At 67.8% G+C, this 17,449-nt stretch carries 14 protein-coding genes; 9 read left to right on the plus strand and 5 right to left on the minus strand.

What is annotated here, in order from left to right; translation table 11 throughout:
* The first annotated feature begins 2 nt into the window (after positions 1-2).
* From AC1PQG_RS16730 to AC1PQG_RS16740, 3 genes are all read left to right on the plus strand, one after another.
* A complete protein-coding gene (locus AC1PQG_RS16730; protein WP_481118947.1) occupies positions 3-3,089 on the plus strand; it encodes an efflux RND transporter permease subunit in 3,087 nt (1,028 codons plus the stop codon).
* On the plus strand, positions 3,086-3,406 hold the full coding sequence (locus AC1PQG_RS16735) for a DUF3240 family protein (protein ID WP_481118948.1): 321 nt from the start codon (positions 3,086-3,088) through the stop codon (positions 3,404-3,406). Before AC1PQG_RS16730 ends, AC1PQG_RS16735 begins: the two co-directional genes overlap by 4 nt.
* 74 nt (positions 3,407-3,480) lie before the next feature.
* Positions 3,481-4,752, plus strand: coding sequence for a TolC family protein (locus AC1PQG_RS16740; RefSeq protein ID WP_481118949.1), 1,272 nt, complete (start codon positions 3,481-3,483; stop codon positions 4,750-4,752).
* Here AC1PQG_RS16740 and AC1PQG_RS16745 read toward each other — a convergent pair.
* Complete coding sequence (locus AC1PQG_RS16745; protein ID WP_481118950.1) at positions 4,743-5,129, minus strand: VOC family protein; 387 nt, start codon at positions 5,127-5,129, stop codon at positions 4,743-4,745. The two genes, AC1PQG_RS16740 and AC1PQG_RS16745, sit on opposite strands and share 10 nt — an antisense overlap.
* A 204-nt stretch (positions 5,130-5,333) precedes the next feature.
* Here AC1PQG_RS16745 and AC1PQG_RS16750 point away from each other — a divergent pair, with 204 nt between their 5' ends.
* The 5 genes from AC1PQG_RS16750 to AC1PQG_RS16770 all read left to right on the plus strand — a co-directional run bounded on the left by AC1PQG_RS16750 (position 5,334) and on the right by AC1PQG_RS16770 (position 10,768).
* Entirely contained in the window at positions 5,334-6,089 is a 756-nt protein-coding gene (locus tag AC1PQG_RS16750) for a helix-turn-helix transcriptional regulator (RefSeq protein ID WP_481118951.1), read from the plus strand.
* A 37-nt stretch (positions 6,090-6,126) separates the two neighbouring features.
* Positions 6,127-6,453 carry a YkgJ family cysteine cluster protein gene (locus AC1PQG_RS16755; protein ID WP_481118952.1) on the plus strand — a complete coding sequence of 109 codons (327 nt, stop codon included), beginning with the start codon at positions 6,127-6,129 and terminating at the stop codon, positions 6,451-6,453.
* Between the two features lie 187 nt (positions 6,454-6,640).
* Positions 6,641-8,923, plus strand: a complete 2,283-nt coding sequence (locus AC1PQG_RS16760) for a TonB-dependent receptor (protein WP_481118953.1) — start codon at positions 6,641-6,643, stop codon at positions 8,921-8,923.
* A gap of 55 nt (positions 8,924-8,978) precedes the next feature.
* Positions 8,979-9,659, plus strand: coding sequence for a Fe2+-dependent dioxygenase (locus AC1PQG_RS16765; protein WP_481118954.1), 681 nt, complete (start codon positions 8,979-8,981; stop codon positions 9,657-9,659).
* On the plus strand, positions 9,656-10,768 hold the full coding sequence (locus AC1PQG_RS16770; protein WP_481118955.1) for an alpha-hydroxy acid oxidase: 1,113 nt from the start codon (positions 9,656-9,658) through the stop codon (positions 10,766-10,768). Before AC1PQG_RS16765 ends, AC1PQG_RS16770 begins: the two co-directional genes overlap by 4 nt.
* 36 nt (positions 10,769-10,804) lie before the next feature.
* Here the strand turns inward: AC1PQG_RS16770 and AC1PQG_RS16775 are convergent, their stop codons facing one another.
* Positions 10,805-11,725, minus strand: coding sequence for a LysR family transcriptional regulator (locus AC1PQG_RS16775; protein ID WP_481118956.1), 921 nt, complete (start codon positions 11,723-11,725; stop codon positions 10,805-10,807).
* Positions 11,726-11,821: 96 nt separating this feature from the next.
* On the opposite strand from AC1PQG_RS16775, the gene AC1PQG_RS16780 reads away from it, so the two are divergent.
* Complete coding sequence (locus AC1PQG_RS16780; RefSeq protein WP_481118957.1) at positions 11,822-12,592, plus strand: sulfite exporter TauE/SafE family protein; 771 nt, start codon at positions 11,822-11,824, stop codon at positions 12,590-12,592.
* A gap of 9 nt (positions 12,593-12,601) precedes the next feature.
* Here the strand turns inward: AC1PQG_RS16780 and AC1PQG_RS16785 are convergent, their stop codons facing one another.
* From AC1PQG_RS16785 to AC1PQG_RS16795, 3 genes are all read right to left on the minus strand, one after another.
* Positions 12,602-14,623 carry a methyl-accepting chemotaxis protein gene (locus AC1PQG_RS16785; protein WP_481118958.1) on the minus strand — a complete coding sequence of 674 codons (2,022 nt, stop codon included), beginning with the start codon at positions 14,621-14,623 and terminating at the stop codon, positions 12,602-12,604.
* A gap of 159 nt (positions 14,624-14,782) precedes the next feature.
* Entirely contained in the window at positions 14,783-15,832 is a 1,050-nt protein-coding gene (locus tag AC1PQG_RS16790; protein WP_481118959.1) for a patatin-like phospholipase family protein, read from the minus strand.
* 191 nt (positions 15,833-16,023) lie between these two features.
* Positions 16,024-17,445, minus strand: coding sequence for an efflux transporter outer membrane subunit (locus AC1PQG_RS16795; protein ID WP_481118960.1), 1,422 nt, complete (start codon positions 17,443-17,445; stop codon positions 16,024-16,026).
* Positions 17,446-17,449: the final 4 nt, after the last annotated feature.

Below are 17,449 nucleotides of genomic sequence, written 5' to 3' on the forward strand. Positions count from 1 at the left end.
CCATGCTGTCCCGCCTCATCGAGTTCTCCCTGACCCAGCGCCTGCTGGTGCTGGTCGCCACGCTGCTACTGATCGGCGCGGGCGTGCAGGCCTGGAACGGCCTGCCCATCGACGCCTTCCCCGACGTGTTGACGACCCAGGTCAAGCTGATCATCAAGGCCCCGGGCATGACGCCGGAAGAGGTCGAGACCCGCATCACCGTGCCCATCGAGCAGGAGATGCTCGGCATTCCGCACCAGCGCATCCTGCGCTCGACATCCAAGTACGCGCTGGCCGACGTGACCCTCGATTTCGAGGACGGCACCGACATCTACTGGGCTCGCCAGCAGGTCGGCGAACGCCTGGCCGGCGTGATGGGCAACCTGCCGCCGGGCGCAGGCGGCGGCCTCGCGCCAATCACCACGCCCCTCGGCGAGATGTTCATGTTCACCATCGAAGGGCCGATCTCCCTCGAAGAGAAGCGCACCCTGCTCGACTGGACGATCCGCCCGGCCCTGCGCACCGTGCCCGGCGTGGCCGACGTCAACAGCCTCGGCGGCGAGGCCCGCAGCTTCGAGATTGCCCCCGACCCGGCCGCCCTCGCCGCCCGCGGCCTGACGCTGGCCCAGTTGCAGGCCGCGCTGGAAGCCAACAACCGCAACGACGGCGCCGGCCGTCTCAGCGAAGGCGAGGAAACCCTGCTGGTGCGTGCCGAAGGCGCCATCCGCAACCTGGACGACGTGCGTGCCATCGTTCTGAAAAGCGACGGCGGCAACGTGGTCCGAGTCGGCGACGTGGCGACGGTACGCGTCGGCGCGCTGACCCGCTACGGCGCCGTCACCCGCAGCGGCCAGGGCGAAGCCGTCGAAGGCCTGGTCCTCGGCCTGCGCGGTGCCAACGCCGGCCAGGTGGTGGATGGCGTCAAGGCACGCCTGGCCGAACTTGCCCCGCAACTGCCACCGGACGTGAAGGTCGTGCCCTTCTACGACCGCAGCGAACTGGTCGGCCGCGCGGTGCACACGGTGTCGAAGGCGCTGATGGAAGCCATCGTGCTGGTGCTGGTGCTGCTGCTGGCCTTCCTCGGCAACCTGCGCGCCGCACTGGTAGTGGCGCTGATGCTGCCGCTGGCGGCGCTGGCCACCTTCATCGCCATGCGCCAGGTCGGTCTGTCGGCCAATCTGATGAGCCTCGGCGGCCTGGCCATCGCCATCGGCATGCTGGTGGATGCAGCGGTGGTGGTCGTCGAGAACATCGAAACCCATTTTGGAGAAGGCGGTGCCGCCAGCCGCCAGCCCCTGCTGCATCTGGTCTTCCGCGCCACGCGGGAAGTGGCCGCGCCGGTCGCCTCGGGCATCCTGATCATCGTCATCGTGTTCCTGCCGCTGCTGACGCTGGAAGGCCTGGAAGGCAAGCTGTTCGGCCCGGTGGCCATGACCATCGTGTTCGCGCTGTCGGCCTCGCTGCTGCTGTCCCTGACCGTCGTGCCGGTGCTGGCCTCCTACCTGCTGAAGCGCGGTGAAGCTCACGAGCCCTGGCTGATCCGCAAGCTGCAGGCGGCCTACGCACCGCTGCTGCAGTTCGCGCTGGCCCGCGGCAAGCTGGTCGCCGCAATAGCCGGCGTCTCGCTGCTGGTGGCCGCCGGGGCCTTCGTCACCTTAGGCAAGACCTTCATGCCGACGATGGACGAAGGCGACATCATCATGCAGCTCGAAAAGCTGCCCTCCATCAGTCTGGCCCAGACGATCGACACCGACCTGCGCGTGCAGCAGGCCGTGATGAAAGCCGTGCCTGAGGTAAAAGCCATTGTCGCCCGCTCGGGCTCCGACGAGTTGGGCCTCGACCCGATGGGCCTCAACCAGACCGACACCTTTCTCGTCCTCAAACCCCGCGAGGAATGGCGCCAGCCGGACAAGGACTGGCTGACCGACCAGCTGCGGGCTGTGATGGAGAACTTCCCCGGCATCGCGCTGACCTTCACCCAACCCATCGACATGCGCGTGTCCGAAATGCTGACCGGCGTGCGTGGCGACCTGGCGATCAAGCTCTACGGCCCGGATCTCAACACCCTCAATCACCTCGCCGCGCAGATCGAAAGCGTCGTCAAGGCTGTGCCGGGCGCCGAGGACACCGTCACGATCCGCAACGAGGGCGTGCAATACCTGAAGATCCAGGTGGATCGCCTGGCCGCCGGCCGCTTCGGCCTCAACGTGGAGGATGTGCAGAACACCCTGCGCAGCCTGCTCGAAGGGCGCATCGCCGGCACGGTGATCGAATCCACCCGCCGGGTGCCGCTGCTGATCCGCGGCCCGGCCGGCCTGCAGAACGATCCGGACGCCTTCGCCGCGCTGCGCATCACCGCGCCCGACGGCCACAGCCTGCCGCTGTCCAGCATCGCCAAAGTCGAACGGGTAGATGGCCCGGTCAAGGTGGACCGGGAAAACGCCCAGCGCTACGCGGTGATCCAGTCCAATGTGCGCGGGCGCGACCTCGTCGGCTTCGTCGATGAAGCCCGCGCCGCGGTGGCCGCCAAGGTGCCGCTGCCCAACGGCTACCGCCTCGCCTGGGGTGGCCAGTTCGAGAACCAGCAGCGTGCCGCCGCCCGCCTGATCGTGGTGGTGCCGATTGCCCTCGGGCTGATCTTCGTGTTGCTGTTCTCCACCTTCGGTTCGGTCCGCCAGGCCCTGCTGGTGCTGTCGATGGTGCCCTTCGCGATGGTCGGCGGCGTGCTGGCGCTGGCGGTCTCGGGCGAATACATGTCGGTGCCGGCCTCGGTGGGCTTCATCGCGCTGCTCGGCATCGCAGTGCTCAACGGGGTGGTGATGGTCAGCTACTTCAACCAGCTCCACGCCCGCGGCATGCCCATCGCCGAGGTCGTTGTGGAAGGCGCCAGGCGCCGCCTGCGCCCGGTGCTAATGACCGCCAACATCGCCGCCCTTGGCCTGGTACCGCTGCTGTTCGCCACCGGGCCAGGCTCCGAGGTGCAGCGTCCGCTGGCCGTCGTGGTGATCGGCGGGCTGGTCAGCGCCACCGCCCTGACCCTGCTGCTGCTCCCCGTTCTGTACCGCCGTTTCGGCGTTGCCCCCGTCGCTCCCGAGGTTGCAAGCCAATGATCGTCGATCCCCCGTCCCACGTCGTGCTGACCCTGGTACTGCCCATCGAGGTGGAAGACGCCGTGCTGGAAACCCTGCTCGAACACCCGACGCTGGCGCCGGGCTTCACGTCCCAGCGCGTCGAGGGCCAAGGCCAGCGGGTCACCTTCACCGGCACCGCCGAACATGTGCGCGGCCGCGCCGCGTGCTGCCGGGTCGAGCTGGTCGCCCCGCTCGACGATGCCCAGACCCTGCTCGACATCCTGCGCGAGCGTTTCGGCACCAACCGGGTGTTCTTCTGGATGGTGCCGGTGATGGCCAGCGGGAGACTCGCATGAAGCCACAGGCCTACCCCACGGGAAGCAAAGCACTCCTTCTCACACGTCGATCGGACCTCGTCGGACGGATGAATTTGCCTCTACGATTTCTGCTGCTGGCGCTGCTCCCCGTCACCGCCCTCGCCGGCCCGGCCGCCGATGCACCGGATCTGCCGCCCCAGGCCCAGGTGACCAGCGTGCTGCGCAGCAGCCCGATGGTCAGCGCCGCCGGCGCCATGCTGGAGGCCGAGGAAGCGCGCAGCCGGCGCCTGGCCGCCGGCCAGCACGAATGGACGCTGCGCCTCACCGACCAGCAGCGCCGCGTGCGCACGACGCCAAACGAGCGCTTCAACGAATGGGACGTCGGCCTCGAACGCGCCCTGCGCCTGCCCGGCAAGGGCGAGCTGGACCGCCAGCTCGGTGCCGCGGGCATTGCCAGCGCCAAGATCGGCCGCGGCGACGCGTTGCACGAGGCGAGCCGCGCGCTGCTGGCCGCGTGGTTCGACTGGTTGCGCGAGCAGGCCGGCACCGAACAATGGCGCAAGCAGCGCGACGTGCTGGCCCGCCAGGCCGGCGTGGTGAAACGCCGCGTCGAGCTGGGCGACGCCCCGCGCCTGGAAAAGCTGCAGGCCGATGCCGCGCAGGCCCAGGCCGAGGCCCAACTCGCCCAGGCCGAAGGTCGCGCCCAGGTGGCCGCGGAAAGCCTGCGTCGCCTCTACCCTGCACTGAACCTGCCCGACAGCGTGCCGGAAGTGGCGCCAGAGGCCGTCGGCCAGGATTCCGCCAAGTGGGTCGGCGCGATCCTAGAGCACAACCACGAGCTGGGCGTCGCCCGCTCGGAGAGCCTGCGCGCCCGCATCGGCGCGAGCCGGGCTGAAGCCGAACGACGCCCCGACCCCAGCGTCGGCGTACGCATGGCCCGCGAACGGGACGGCGAGGAGCGCCTGGTCGGCCTGACCCTCAGCCTGCCACTGCCCGGTGACGGCCGCCGCGCCGATGCCGATGCCGCCGTCGCCACGGCCCAGGCCAGCGCCCACCGGGAAGCCGGTATCCAGCGCCGCATCGAGGCCGAAGCGGCCGCCCTGTACCGTCGCGCAACGGCGGCCCGGGCCGGCTGGCTGAGCCAGCAGGCCGCCGCCGAAGCGCTGGCGCGCAGCGCCGACCTCAGCGAACGGGCCTGGCAGCTCGGCGAGGGCAGCCTGTCGGACACCCTCAACGCCCGCCGCCTGGCCCACGAAGCGCGCCTGGCCGCCAGCCTGGCCCGTCTCGACGCCAGCGAAGCCCGCTACCGCCTGCTCCTCGACGCCCACCAGCTGTGGGCGCTGGACATGGACGACGACGAGCACGGCGAGCACGATCACCCCTGAGCGGCAGCGCCCGGCGAGTGCAGCCCGATGCGGTTGCCCTCGCTGTCGGCGAACATCGCGATGTAGCCGATCTCCGGACTGATCTCGGTCTTCGGCAGCAGCACCTGCCCGCCGGCCTCCACCGCGCGGGCCAGCGGCACCGCGAGGTCGTCGCCCCCGTCCAGATAGATCAGGATGCCCCGCTCGCCGGGCCGGGCCTGGGGCGCGGCCAGCAAGGCTCCACCTGTGGCCGGCTCGACGTACGGGAAGACGGCCATCTGCATGCCGTGCATCTCTTCACGCCGCAGGCTGACTGCGAAAGTCGCCTCGTAGAAACGGACCGCCCGCTCCAGGTCGGCGACGGGAATTTCGAACCAGTTGATCAGGGTCTTGGCCATGCTGTGCTCCTTCATGCGGATTGATTGGAACCGCCATTCTGGCCACCTGCTCCTGACACCCTTGCGTCAGTAGCCCGGGCGCAATCGGCCGGTTGACGCGGTATCCTGACAGCCTTATGTCAGTAGCCCCCAACCATGGGCCGACGCGCCTCGAGAATTGCGCGTGATGTGGACCGGGGCCGTTTCCCTTCCGGAGTCCTCCGCATGCGCCGCGCCGACCGCCTGTTCCAGATCGTCCTCCTCCTCGACCGCGGACGCGCCGTCACCGCCCGCGAGCTGGCCGAAGCCCTGCAGGTGTCCGAGCGCACCGTCTATCGGGACATCGCCGACCTGTCCCGCTCCGGCGTACCGATCAGCGGTGAAGCCGGCGTCGGCTACCTGATGCGCCCTGGCTACCGGCTACCGCCGCTGATGTTCGACGCCGACGAACTCGCCGCCCTGGCCCTCGGCAGCCGTATGGTGCGCAGCTGGGCCGACCCCGGGCTCGGCCGCGCGGCGGAGCGCGCGTTGCTGCGCATCGAAGCGGTGTTGCCGAAAAAACTGCGCGACGATCCGGTCCGCGATGCACTGCTCGTGCCCGGCTTCCACGTCCCCGACGCGATGCGCGCGCCGATGGCCGAGCTGCGCGAGGCCATCGCCACCCAGCGCAAGGTCCGCATCGCCTACACACGGGCCGACGGCGCGGACAGCGAGCGGCTCATCCAGCCGCTCGGCCTGGTGTTCTGGGGCGAAACCTGGACGCTCGGAGCCTGGTGCGAACTGCGCGAGGAGTTCCGCAGCTTCCGCCTCGACCGTATCCGCAGCGTCGCCGCCCTCGACAGCCATTTCGAAGGCGACGGCATGCTGACGCGCTATCTCCTGTCCGTCCAGCAGGAGTCGGCGAAGCCATCTGCCGACTGCCCTGGAGGCGGTCCACAAGGTCTGCCGGACATGCCAGAATCGCGCCTCACGAAAGCCTGATCACCTCTAGTTTCCACCGGTCCACCGACGACATCCGATGAGCAGCACCGACGCCAATCCCTGCCTCGACTGCGGCGCCTGCTGCGCCAGCTTCCGCGTGTCTTTCTACTGGTCCGAGGCCGAAGCCCGCGGCCTGCCGGCCGAGCTGACCGAACAGGTCAATCCCTGGTTCAGCTGCATGGCCGGCACCAATGACGCCCATCCCCACTGCATCGCGCTGTCGGGAGACGTCGGGCATCAGGTGGGCTGCACCGTCTACGAGCAGCGCCCGGAGCCCTGCCGGGAGGTCCAGGCTGGCGACGAACAGTGTGCCAAGGCCCGTGCCCGCCACCGCATGATGCCGCTTCCCAGCCCACCGAACTGAGTCCCGTCCTGCGGAAATCCGTCGGCAGGCTGTCGATGGGCTTGCACATAATTGCGAACAACTCTCATTTACGTTAAAGTTGTAAGCAGATCCTATGGGCAAGCCAGCCATGCGCTAGCCAAGCCAGCCAGCCTCAGGTCCTGAATTCCACCGTCCAACCGGGCGACATTCATCCCAGGAGGCCAAATTGGCACGCACGAAAACCCGTCACCAGAGCTTTCACCCCCCCCACCGCAACGCCGCCCCGGAACAGTCCGCCGGCAGCACCGCCGAACGCGCCATCCTGCCCCTCGGCGCGATGATGTTCGCCGCCTCGATGAACGGCTGGGCCCAGACGCCCGCCGCCGAGGACGATGTGAAGACCCTCAAGCCGGTGGTGGTCAAGGCCGCCGCCGAAGCCGAACAGGGCAAGGACAGCCTGCGTACCACCACCACCCGCATCGGGAAGGGCCAGCAACAGCTGCGCGACATTCCCCAGTCGATCACCGTCGTCACCGAAAAGCTCATCGACGACCGCAAGATCGACACCGTCAAGGAAGCCCTCAAGGCCACCGCCGGCATCACCTTCCTGGCAGCCGAGGGCGGCGAGGAAGACATCCGCCTGCGCGGCTTCCCGATCAACACCACCGGTGACCTGTTCATCGACGGCATGCGCGACCCGGCCTTCTACGACCGCGACACCTTCAACCTGGACCGCCTCGAAGTGCTGCGCGGCTCCGCCTCCATGCTGTTCGGCCGCGGCTCCACCGGTGGCGCCGTCAACCAGGTGAACAAGCAGGCCCAGCTATACGGCGAGAATCAGGTGGACGTGACTCTCGGCAGCCACAACTACCGCCGCGCCGTCGCCGACCTCAACGTGCGCACCGGCGACAACGAAGCCTTCCGCTTCAACGCGATGCGCACCATCGCCGACAACAACGGCGCCGGCGCCAGCATCGACAAGCAGGGCTTCGCCGCCGACTACCGCTGGGGCATCGGCACCACCGACGAAATCGAGGTCGGCTACTACCACCTCGACAACAAGAACGGCATCAACTACGGCCTGCCGTGGATCCGCCCGACCGCCACGTCGCCGGTATCGTCCACCGGCATGCTGCCGCTCGACCCCAAGACCTATTACGGGATGGCCAGCGACTACAACAATGGCACCGCCAACTACGCCACGCTGATCCACACCCACCGCTTCTCCGCCGATACCGAGCTGGTCACCAAGTTCCGCAAGGGTGACTTCCAGCGCGACCAGCGGGCCAGCTCCCTGCGCTTCGCCGCGGCCGCGCTCCAGCCCGGTAGCCTGGCCGCCAGTCTGGCCACCCTGAGCGACGGCACCGTGGTGACCCGCGGCACCAACCTCAAGATGCAGAGCATGGAGAACTTCTTCGCCCAGAGCGACCTGTCCTCCAAGTTCGACGCCTTCGGCTTCAAGCACGAGGCGCTCACCGGCGTCGATTTCGCATGGGAGCGCAAGCGGGTCTACGGTGCCCTCAACGCGGCCCAGGGTGGCGTGGTGCCGGCCAAGGCCAATACCACCATCGGCACGCCCTTCGACGGCGCCACCGTGGACGAGAGCATCCGCAGCATCGCCAAGAGCAGCGAATTCGAAAGCCTGTCCGGCGGCGTCTACGCCCAGGACCTGGTCCAGCTGGCCGATCACTGGAAGCTGCTCGGCGGCATCCGCTACGACGCCATGTCCGGCAGCTACGATCAGTTCAACCTGACCACCAAGGCGATCACCAACTTCCAGCAATCCATCTACAAGTGGAGCCAACGGGTCGGCGCGCTGTATCAGCCGAGTCCCCTGCAGTCCTTCCACCTGTCCTACGCGACGTCATTCAACACGTCTGGCGATACCTATTCGTACAGCACGCAGAACGTGAATACGCCGCCCGAGAAGAGCATGAACCTGGAGCTCGGTGCCAAGATCGACTCCGCCGACCGCCGCTTCAGCACCCGCTACGCGCTGTTCCGCACGGTCAAGCTCAACGAGCGCAATACCGACCCGCTGATCAACCTGTCGGTGCTGTCCGGCAAGCGCCACTCCACCGGCGCCGAGTTCGACTTCACTGGCCGCATCACACCACGCTGGGAGCTGTGGGGCTCCTACATGTGGATCTGGGATGCGGAGATCGACAAGGGTGCGACCGATGGTGAAGCCCAGGGGGCACGCCCGTCGTTGGTGCCCAAACACTCCGGTTCCCTGTGGTCCACCTACCAGTTCACCGACAAGATCCGCGCTGGCGGTGGCATCAACTTCCGCAGCAAGATGACGCCCAACCGCAACCCCGGCTGGTATTCGGAAGGCTATGCGACGGCGGACCTGATGGCGGAATACGCGGTGATCCCGGACAAGTTCATCGTCAAGGCCAACGTCACCAACGTCACCAACAAGCTGTATGCCGACTCTCTCTACACGTCGTTCTACGTGCCCGGAACGGGCCGGCTGTACATGCTGACCTCGACCTTCAAATTCTAGGTCGAACCCACGGGCGGACTTCGGGTCCGCCCGTCTCCACTTACAGGAACCCGCCATGCTCCTGCAGATACCGGACGTTCTCAGCCCCGACGAAGTCCGCCAGGCCCGCCAGTTGCTCGTCGACGCCCCTTGGACCGACGGCCGCGACAGCGCCGGCTCCCAGGCCGCCCAGGTCAAGAACAACCAGCAACTGCCCCACGACTGCAGCGCCGCCCAGGCGATCCGCGGCCTGATCCAGAGCCGCGTCGAGCGCCACCCGCTGTTCCTGACCGCCGCACTACCGAAGAAGATCTTCACTCCGCGAATCAACCGCTACGGCGGCGACACGCCCTTCTACGGCGCCCACGTGGACAACGCCGTCCGCTTCACCGCTGACGGCCAGCGGGTACGCACCGACGTCTCGTGCACGGTCTTCCTGTCCGATCCGGACGAATACGACGGCGGCGAACTACAAGTGCAGGACACTTACGGCAGCCGCGGCGTCAAGCTGCCGGCCGGCCACGCGGTGCTCTATCCCGGCACCAGCATCCATCAGGTCACGCCGGTCACCCGCGGGCACCGTATCGCCTGCTTCTTCTGGATCGAGAGCATGGTGCGCAGCGACGAACAGCGCCGCCTGCTGTTCGACTTGGACATGGCGCTGATGCGCCTGCGCGAAAAGCACGGAGAATGCGACGAAGCGGTGGCCATCACCGGCACTTATCACAACCTCCTGCGCATGTGGACCGACACGTGAACTCGCCCCGCATCGACACCCTGCCGCCCGGCGTGGTCAGCCTCGGCGACCACGAAGCCCACGCCAGCGACGTGCTCGACGCCAACGCCTGGGCCTACTTCGTCGGCGGTGCCGCCGACGAACTGAGCATGGCCGCCAACCGCCATGCCTGGAACAGCATCCAGCTACGTCCCCGCGTGCTGCGCGCGCTGGCCGGCGGCAATACGCGCGTGTCGCTGCTCGGCCGCGAACTAGCCCACCCGATCCTCCTCGCGCCAGTGGCCTACCAGCGCATGGCCCACCCGGACGGAGAACTCGCCACGGCCTGCGCCGCCGCCGCCCAGCAGGCCGGGCTGGTCCTCAGCACTCAGGCCAGCCTGCCGCTGGAGTACATTGCCGACGCGGTACGCGACGACCCCGACCGCGGCCCCCTGTGGTTCCAGCTTTACCTGCAGCACGACAAAGGCTTCAATCTGGAACTGGTGCACCGCGCCGAAGCCGCCGGCTACGAAGCCCTGGTACTGACCGTGGACGCCCCCTGCAACGGCGCCCGTGACCTTGAACGCCGCGTCGGCTTCCGCCTGCCGCCGGGCGTCCGCGCGGTGAATCTGGACAGCCTGCCGCCCCGCCTCGCCCGCCCCCTCGCCCCCGGCGCCAGCGGCCTCTTCGATGATCTGCTGCTAGACGCACCGGGCTGGGATGACGTGGCCTGGTTGCAGGCCAACACCCGCCTGCCGGTGATCCTGAAAGGCATCCTCGACCCCGAAGACGCCCGCGAGGCGGCACGCCTGCAGGTCGGCGGCCTGATCGTATCCAACCACGGTGGACGCACCCTCGACACCAGCCTGCCCACCGCCACCGCACTGCCGTCCATCGTGCATGCGGTCGGCGACAGCCTGCCGGTGCTGGTGGATGGCGGCATCCGCCGCGGCACCGACGTGCTCAAAGCGATAGCACTCGGAGCCAGCGCGGTGCTGGTCGGCCGGCCCTACATCTTTGGACTGGCCAATGCCGGCGCCCTCGGCGTCGCCCACGTGATTCGCCTGCTGCGCGACGAACTGGAAATCGCCATGGCCTTGTGCGGCTGCCGCACGCTGCAGGACATCCCGCCGACCCTGCTCGTGGCGTAAGTGCCCCCAGGGCCGGCGTTGGCGTGAAAGCGCCGCCTACCAGGACGCGGTTTCATCCGCCTCCGGCCGATAGGCGGCAAAACGCTCGGCCAGGAAATCCACAAAGACCTTCACCTTGGCGCTGAGCAGATGGCGCTGGGGATAGACCGCGTGGATGTCCGCCACCGCCCCGACCCAAGGCGCCAGCACTCGCCGCAGTTCGCCGCTGCGCAGATGCGGCGCCACGTCCCATTCCGAACGCAGCACGATGCCGTGGCCGGCCAGCGCCCAACTCACCGCCACTTCGCCATGGTTGCTGCTCAACCCACCACGCACCTTCACGGTGATCTGCTTTTCTCCGTTGGCCAGCTCCCAGCTGTTATAGGCGCGGGTGTTCTCGCGGATCACGATGCAACGGTGACGGGCCAGCTCCTGCGGATCGGCCGGCTCGCCACTCGCCGCCAGATAGACCGGCGATGCACACAACAGGCGCCGGTTGGCGGCAATCCGCCGGGCCAGTACGCGGGTATCCGGCGGTGCGCCGAAGCGTACCCCGACGTCGGTCGCCGTCGCAGTCAGGTCCAGCGGCCGGTCGGTGAGTTGCAGGATCACCTCCACCTCCGGGTAGCGCAGCGCAAAATCGGCAATGGCCGGCGCCAGATGGCAACGCCCGAAGCCCAGCGTCGCATTCACGCGCAACAGGCCACGGGCTTGTTCGCGGCTGGCCGACAGGCCACGCTCAAGGGTTTCGATGTCGCGCAGGATCCGCGCGCCTTCGTCGAGGTAGCGCTCCCCTTCCGGCGTCAGGCTCTGGCGCCGTGTCGTGCGGTTCAGCAGACGCACGCCCAAGCGTGCCTCCAGCGCAGCGAGACGACGGCTCACCGCCGGCGGCGTCACGCCCAGTTCGGCGGCCGCGGCGGCCAGGCTATCCTGGCGCGCGACGACGGCAAAGAAAGCCAGATCGGACGAATCCTGCATTCGTGCGTTTTAGGTACGGATCAAATTAACTCTAAAGCATTGTATCTCCGGTACCACGCCTTAAGATGGGTTCCGGATTTTCCGTTCCGAACCACCATGCCCATCCCTGACCTCCTAGCATTTCTTCCAGCCTTGATCCTCGGCGCTGCCCTCGGCTTCTTCGGTGGCATGTTCGGCATCGGCGGCGGCATCATCGCGATCCCGCTGTTCGTGATCGGCTACGGCATGGAACAGCCACTGGCCCAAGGCACGGCGCTGGTGATGATGGTGCCCAACCTGATGGTCGGCTGGTGGCGCTACAGCCAGCGCCACCCGGTGCCCTTCCGGCGCGCGCTGGCCATCGGCCTGATCGCGATGCTCACCACCTGGGGAAGCGCGCATTTTGCCAACGCCCTGGATCCGGCCACCCTGAAAGCACTGTTCGCGCTGTTCCTACTGGCGATGGCGCTCAAGCGCATCGTCCCCGGCCGCTCCGGCAAGGCGGCCCCGGCTCCGCGAGTGGCCGAACGCCATGTACCGCTGGTCGGCCTGCTTGGCGGCAGCAGCATGGGCCTGCTGGGCATCGGTGGCGGGCTGGTTGCGACACCACTGCTAACCGGTCTGTTCGGCCTGCGCCAGACTGTCGCCCAGGCCTTCGCACTGGCATTAGTCACGCCCAGTTCGCTGATCGCGCTGCTGGTCTACGCCGGCGCCCACCGGGTGAACTGGGCGATGGGCCTGCCAATGGCCGCCAGCGGGCTGCTCACCGTGTCGGCCGGCGTGGCCTTCGCCCATCGCCTGCCCGAAAAGACCATGCACCGCGCCTTCTCCGCCCTGCTGCTGCTCAGCGCCCTATGGATGCTGGCCAGCCCGTTGGTGACGGGCTGAGCCCCCGGATCAGACGCGCAACCGCCCGACCTCGTTCTCCAGATCACGCGCGACCCGCAGAAGCTCGGCCGCTTCGCTGCGGTTGGACGCCGCCGACTGGCTGGTTCCGGCGACCGAACGGGCCACCGAGTCGATGCCACCGGCAATCGTCTGGCTGGCCTGGGTCTGCTCCCGCGTCGCGCGGGCGATGTCGGCCACCGCCTGAGAGGTGCGCTCGGCCCGCTCGTGGATGGCCTGCAGGGCCTCGCCGACCTGACGGGATGCCACCACGTTGCGATCCACCTGCTCCACCGCCTTGCGGGCCGAATTGGCCACGGAGGACACGCCGTCCTGGATGCTGTTGAGGATGGAGTCGATCAACGACGCGGACTGACCTGACTGCTCGGCAAGTTTGCGCACCTCATCGGCGACAACCGCGAAACCGCGCCCCTGCTCACCGGCCCGCGCGGCTTCGATGGCCGCATTGAGAGCCAGCAGGTTGGTCTGCTCGGAAATGTCGCGGATCGCATTGAGGACCCGGTGAATCTCCGCCGACTGCTGGCCGAGCTGCTCGACCTGGGTCGCCGCAGCCTGTACGGTGCGCGCCGTCTCATTGAGCTGCTCGATACTGCCTTGCACCGAGCCGACGCCTTCCTGCACCGCGCGCGAGGTCTCCTGCGTCAGTTCCAGCGCGTGGGACGCATTGCTGGCCACTTGCCCCACGCTGACCGTCAGCTGCTCGGTGGTGCTGGCCATCGCGCTGGCGGAATCGCTCTGCCGACGGGTCTCCTCGCCAAGCGCTTCGGAAGCCACCGACATGTTCTGCGCGGTGCGCTGCAGGTGATCGCTGGTCTGGCGGATGCTGCCGCTCAGCGTGCGCATGGACTCCGCAGCCGTGTTGATGCTGCTGCCGATCAGGTCGATCTCGCTGCGGCTACGGGCGTCGACATCGGCGCGCACCGTCAGATCGCCACTACCAAAGCGCGACACCAGTTCGGCCAGGTGCGCCAGGGGCTTTAGGCGCAAGCGCAGGAAGTAGCCCAGCGCCAGGATCAGCAATGTCCCGCAGGCAACCGCGAGCAGCGCGATGTCATTGCGCAGCCCGTTGGCGTCCTCGACGAACTCATCCACCCACGAGCCGCTGGCCACCATCCAATGCAGATCCGGCAGCTCGCGGATGACCACCATCTTGTCGGCTTCGGGATCGCCCCACTTGTAGACCAACGTCCCATTACGCTTCTCCACCAGACTCTTGATAATGCCCTGGGTACGCGGGTCCAGGTCGGTCAGGGACTTACCCTCGAACTTCGGGTGATAGATGAAGCGCACATCCTTGGCATCACCGGACGGGACCGACACGATATAGGGATAGCCGGTCTTGCCGACGCGGATTTGCGCCAGCTTCTCCTTGATCAGCTTGACGTTGCTCTCCGCATCGACGCGCATCGTCACCGCGCCGATCACGTTACCGGTGGCGTCTTTGATCGGATTGGCCGCCAGCACGAACATCTTGCCGTTGCGCTCGATGGCGCCCAGGTAAGACTTTCCGGTCAGCAGAATGGACGGGTAGTCGCCGGCAGAGCCGACCTTCTCGCCGTGCCGGTAGTTGCCGTCCTTGCCTTTGAGCAGCGTCACCGCGCGATAGAAGCTGTCGCCCTTGCGCACCAGAAAGGACGGCTCCCGGTCCTCATAGCGCTGAGCGTAATCCAGCAGTACCGCCGCGTTGCCGCTGACGACGGTGCCGCCGATCGCCAGCTCAGGCAGGGCCTCGCCTCCCATCTGGATATCGCGGCCAGTCAGGTGCGGCGTTCCAGGCACGCTGGCGGCAAACTCCACGACGGCATCGGCAGCCCGCGCCTTCAGCGCGTCCTGAGCATAGGCCAGCATCGCGACGGTCATGTCTGCTTGCTGGGCCAGGGACTCTTCTGCCTTCTTCAACGCACTCTGGCGCGACAAAACGGCAACGGTGGCGACCAGAACGACCACCATCAGGGCGATACCAAGGGTGCACAGCAGGACGACCTGCCGGACCAGGGGCTTGTGCTTGAGCATGTCTCTTTATTCTTTTGTTGGCGTTCATCGGTTCTCCCGCCCGCGATACGACGTACATACCGCACAGTACGGAAGAGCCCGACTATATCGGCTCAAGATGGGCTGTCTTGAGGCTGTAATAAACGCAAACGGTCTTTTTGCATGCTCTTGGCCTTGCAATCAGGCGAACAGATCGGCCAAGTTGATCGACGGACGCACGCCGACGTCCTGGCGATGGGTACGGATCCAGCGTGCCGCCCGCGCCCGCCCGAGGTCGCGCAGTTCGGTCAAGAAGGCTCGCGTGGCGTTGAGCTTGCTGGCGGTACCGGCATCCACCAGTTCCTCGGCCTCCACCATGTGGAAGCGCAGGCGGGTCAGCTTGCGTTCCAGCCGCCCCTGGGGCAGCCAGTTGCGGCCCTCCTCGATGTAGCTGCGGGCGTGGGCGATCATGCGCATCTCGCGCAGGAAGGTCGTCGAAAAGCCCAGTTCCACGCTACGCGCGGCGATCTCCTCAGCGGTACGCGGCGCTTCCGGGCACACCAACGGATTGAGCAGCACCAGCAGGATGTCCGGCGTGGCACATTCGTACATCAGCGGATAGATCGCCGGGTTGGCGGTGAAGCCACCGTCCCAATAGTCCTCCCCGTCGATCTGGACAGCGTGGTGCAGGGTCGGCAAACAGGCCGAGGCGAGCAGCGCCTCCTCGCTCAGTTCGCGGGTATGGAACAAGCGGACCTTGCCGGTACGCACTCGGGTCGCCGCGATGAACAGCTTGAGCGGACAGCTGCGGCGGATGCGCTCGAAATCGAACTGGGCGCGCACCACGTCGCGCAGGGGATTCAGCTCGAAGGGATTGAGCTGGTAGGGCGAGAACATTTTGGTCAGACCCAGCATCATCCCCACCGGGGCCGGCAGCGAGCCGTCGCCGGCCGGGTTGAAGCTGTGCAGCAGGTCCAACTCGAAGGGCGTGGTGTCGGACACCGCCTCCCAGAACGCCGCCAGGCTCTCCCGCGCGCCTTCGGCACCGCCGGTCGTCCAGCCTTGGGCCAGCGCCACGGCATTCATCGCGCCGGCGCTGGTGCCGCTGATGCCGTCGATCTGCCAGTCGTCTTCCAGCAGGCGGTCCAGCACGCCCCAGGTATAGGCGCCGTGAGCGCCGCCGCCCTGCAGCGCAAGGCTCAATGGTGGGGACGCGGTAAAATCTCGACTCTTCCAAAGCTTCTTCAACATGGACGGAATACCTCCAGTCAGTTGCTGCAGGCTGAATTGCTGCACCGCAGCATACATGATGGACGTCCGTCGATGACGAAAGTTCGCGTGGAGCCGGATGTACCGGCCAGGAGTTGAGAACTCCCCCACCGGCCGAATGGAATCCCGGGAACGGCAAGCAGCCGTTCCAGCTCCCGCCTGCCCCTACAGACTCAGTTGCCGGCCTCCGGCGCTTTCCCGCCCAGCCCGCCGCCAGCGTTCTTCGCCAGCAGCACCGCCGCCACTAGCCGGCGCGCCGCCAGGTCGCTGGCGCTGCGCTGGGCGCTGAGCAGGGTGGCCTGGGCGGTGACCACATTGAGGTAGCTGACGGTGCCGGCCCGATACTGGTTGAGGGCGATGGCCTCGGCCTCGGCGGCGGCAGATTCTGCGGCCGCCTGCTCGACGCCGGCCTCCTCCAGCACGCGCACCGCGGCGAGGTTGTCCTCCACTTCCTGGAAGGCGGCCAGCACGGTCTGCCGGTAGGTCGCCACGGCCTGCTCCCAGACGCCGACGGCCTGGCCCACCGCGGCCTTCTTGGCGCCCGCGTCGAACAGCGTCGCCGCCAGCGTCGGACCGAGGGACCAGTAGCGACTCGGCACGGTCAGCAGATCCTCGATCTGCGAGCGGCGGAAACCCGTGGAAGCGGACAGGCCGAGCACCGGGAAGCGCGCCGCCTGGGCCGCGCCGACGGCCGCATTGGCCGCCGCGACGCGGCGCTCGGCGGCGGCGATGTCGGGGCGCCGTTCGAGCAGCGTGGACGGCAGCGTCAGCGTGACCGGCGCGGTGGCGAGCGGGCCCGCCACTGGCGGCAGCTCGAAGCTGGATGGCGCCTGGCCGATCAACACCGCAATGGCATGTTCGTACTGGCTACGCGACAGGCCGGCATCCAGCGCCGACGCGCGGGTGCTGCGCAGCTGGCTTTCCGCCTGGGCCACATCGGCCTTGGTGGCGACGCCGGCGGCGTAGCGGTTGCGGGTCAGCTCGAGGGAGCGCTCGTAGGCCGCCACCGCCGCGTCGAGCAGCGCCTTCTGGCGATCCGCCGCGCGCAGCTGGAAGTAGGTCTGGGCCAGCGTCGCATGGGCCGACAGGCGGGCCGCGGCGAGATCCGCCTCACTGGCCTGCACCCGCTCGTCGGCGGCTTCCACGTTGCGGGCGATACGCCCCCACACGTCGGCCTCCCAGCTGGCGGTGGCGCCGAGGCTGAAGCTGTTGACCGGCGGTGCGTTGCCGGCGCTGGCGGTGGATGCCGCGCTGGCCGAGCGCGTCGCGCCGAAAGTGCCGTTGATGGTCGGGAACCAGGACGCGCGGGCCGAATCGGACAGCGCCTTGGCCTGGCGGTACTGGGCCTCGGCGGCGCGCAGGTTCTGGTTGGAGATGTCCACCTTGGCCTGCAGGCCGTCGAGCACCGGATCGCCGAACACGGTCCACCAGGTATCGCCGGAAACCGGGTCCTGCGGGCTCGCCGCGCGCCAGTCCCCGGCAGCTTCCTTGAAGGCCGCGGGGGTTTCCACCGTCGGCCGCACGTAGTCGGGGCCGACGGTACACGCGGCCAGCAGGAGGCACGGCAGCACCATGCCGATCACGTTGGTTTTCATTTTC

It is taken from the genome of Zoogloea sp. GDB6, assembly GCF_056724105.1.

Bases quoted from the DNA above. Each gene is read 5' to 3' on its own strand.
- AC1PQG_RS16730 (WP_481118947.1), top strand. From the start codon at position 3: ATGCTGTCCCGCCTCATCGAGTTCTCCCTGACCCAGCGCCTGCTGGTG.
- AC1PQG_RS16735 (WP_481118948.1), top strand. From the start codon at position 3,086: ATGATCGTCGATCCCCCGTCCCACGTCGTGCTGACCCTGGTACTGCCC.
- AC1PQG_RS16745 (WP_481118950.1), bottom strand. From the start codon at position 5,129: ATGGCCAAGACCCTGATCAACTGGTTCGAAATTCCCGTCGCCGACCTG.
- AC1PQG_RS16750 (WP_481118951.1), top strand. From the start codon at position 5,334: ATGCGCCGCGCCGACCGCCTGTTCCAGATCGTCCTCCTCCTCGACCGC.
- AC1PQG_RS16755 (WP_481118952.1), top strand. From the start codon at position 6,127: ATGAGCAGCACCGACGCCAATCCCTGCCTCGACTGCGGCGCCTGCTGC.
- AC1PQG_RS16765 (WP_481118954.1), top strand. From the start codon at position 8,979: ATGCTCCTGCAGATACCGGACGTTCTCAGCCCCGACGAAGTCCGCCAG.
- AC1PQG_RS16775 (WP_481118956.1), bottom strand. From the start codon at position 11,725: ATGCAGGATTCGTCCGATCTGGCTTTCTTTGCCGTCGTCGCGCGCCAG.
- AC1PQG_RS16780 (WP_481118957.1), top strand. From the start codon at position 11,822: ATGCCCATCCCTGACCTCCTAGCATTTCTTCCAGCCTTGATCCTCGGC.
- AC1PQG_RS16785 (WP_481118958.1), bottom strand. From the start codon at position 14,623: ATGCTCAAGCACAAGCCCCTGGTCCGGCAGGTCGTCCTGCTGTGCACC.
- AC1PQG_RS16790 (WP_481118959.1), bottom strand. From the start codon at position 15,832: ATGTTGAAGAAGCTTTGGAAGAGTCGAGATTTTACCGCGTCCCCACCA.
- AC1PQG_RS16795 (WP_481118960.1), bottom strand. From the start codon at position 17,445: ATGAAAACCAACGTGATCGGCATGGTGCTGCCGTGCCTCCTGCTGGCC.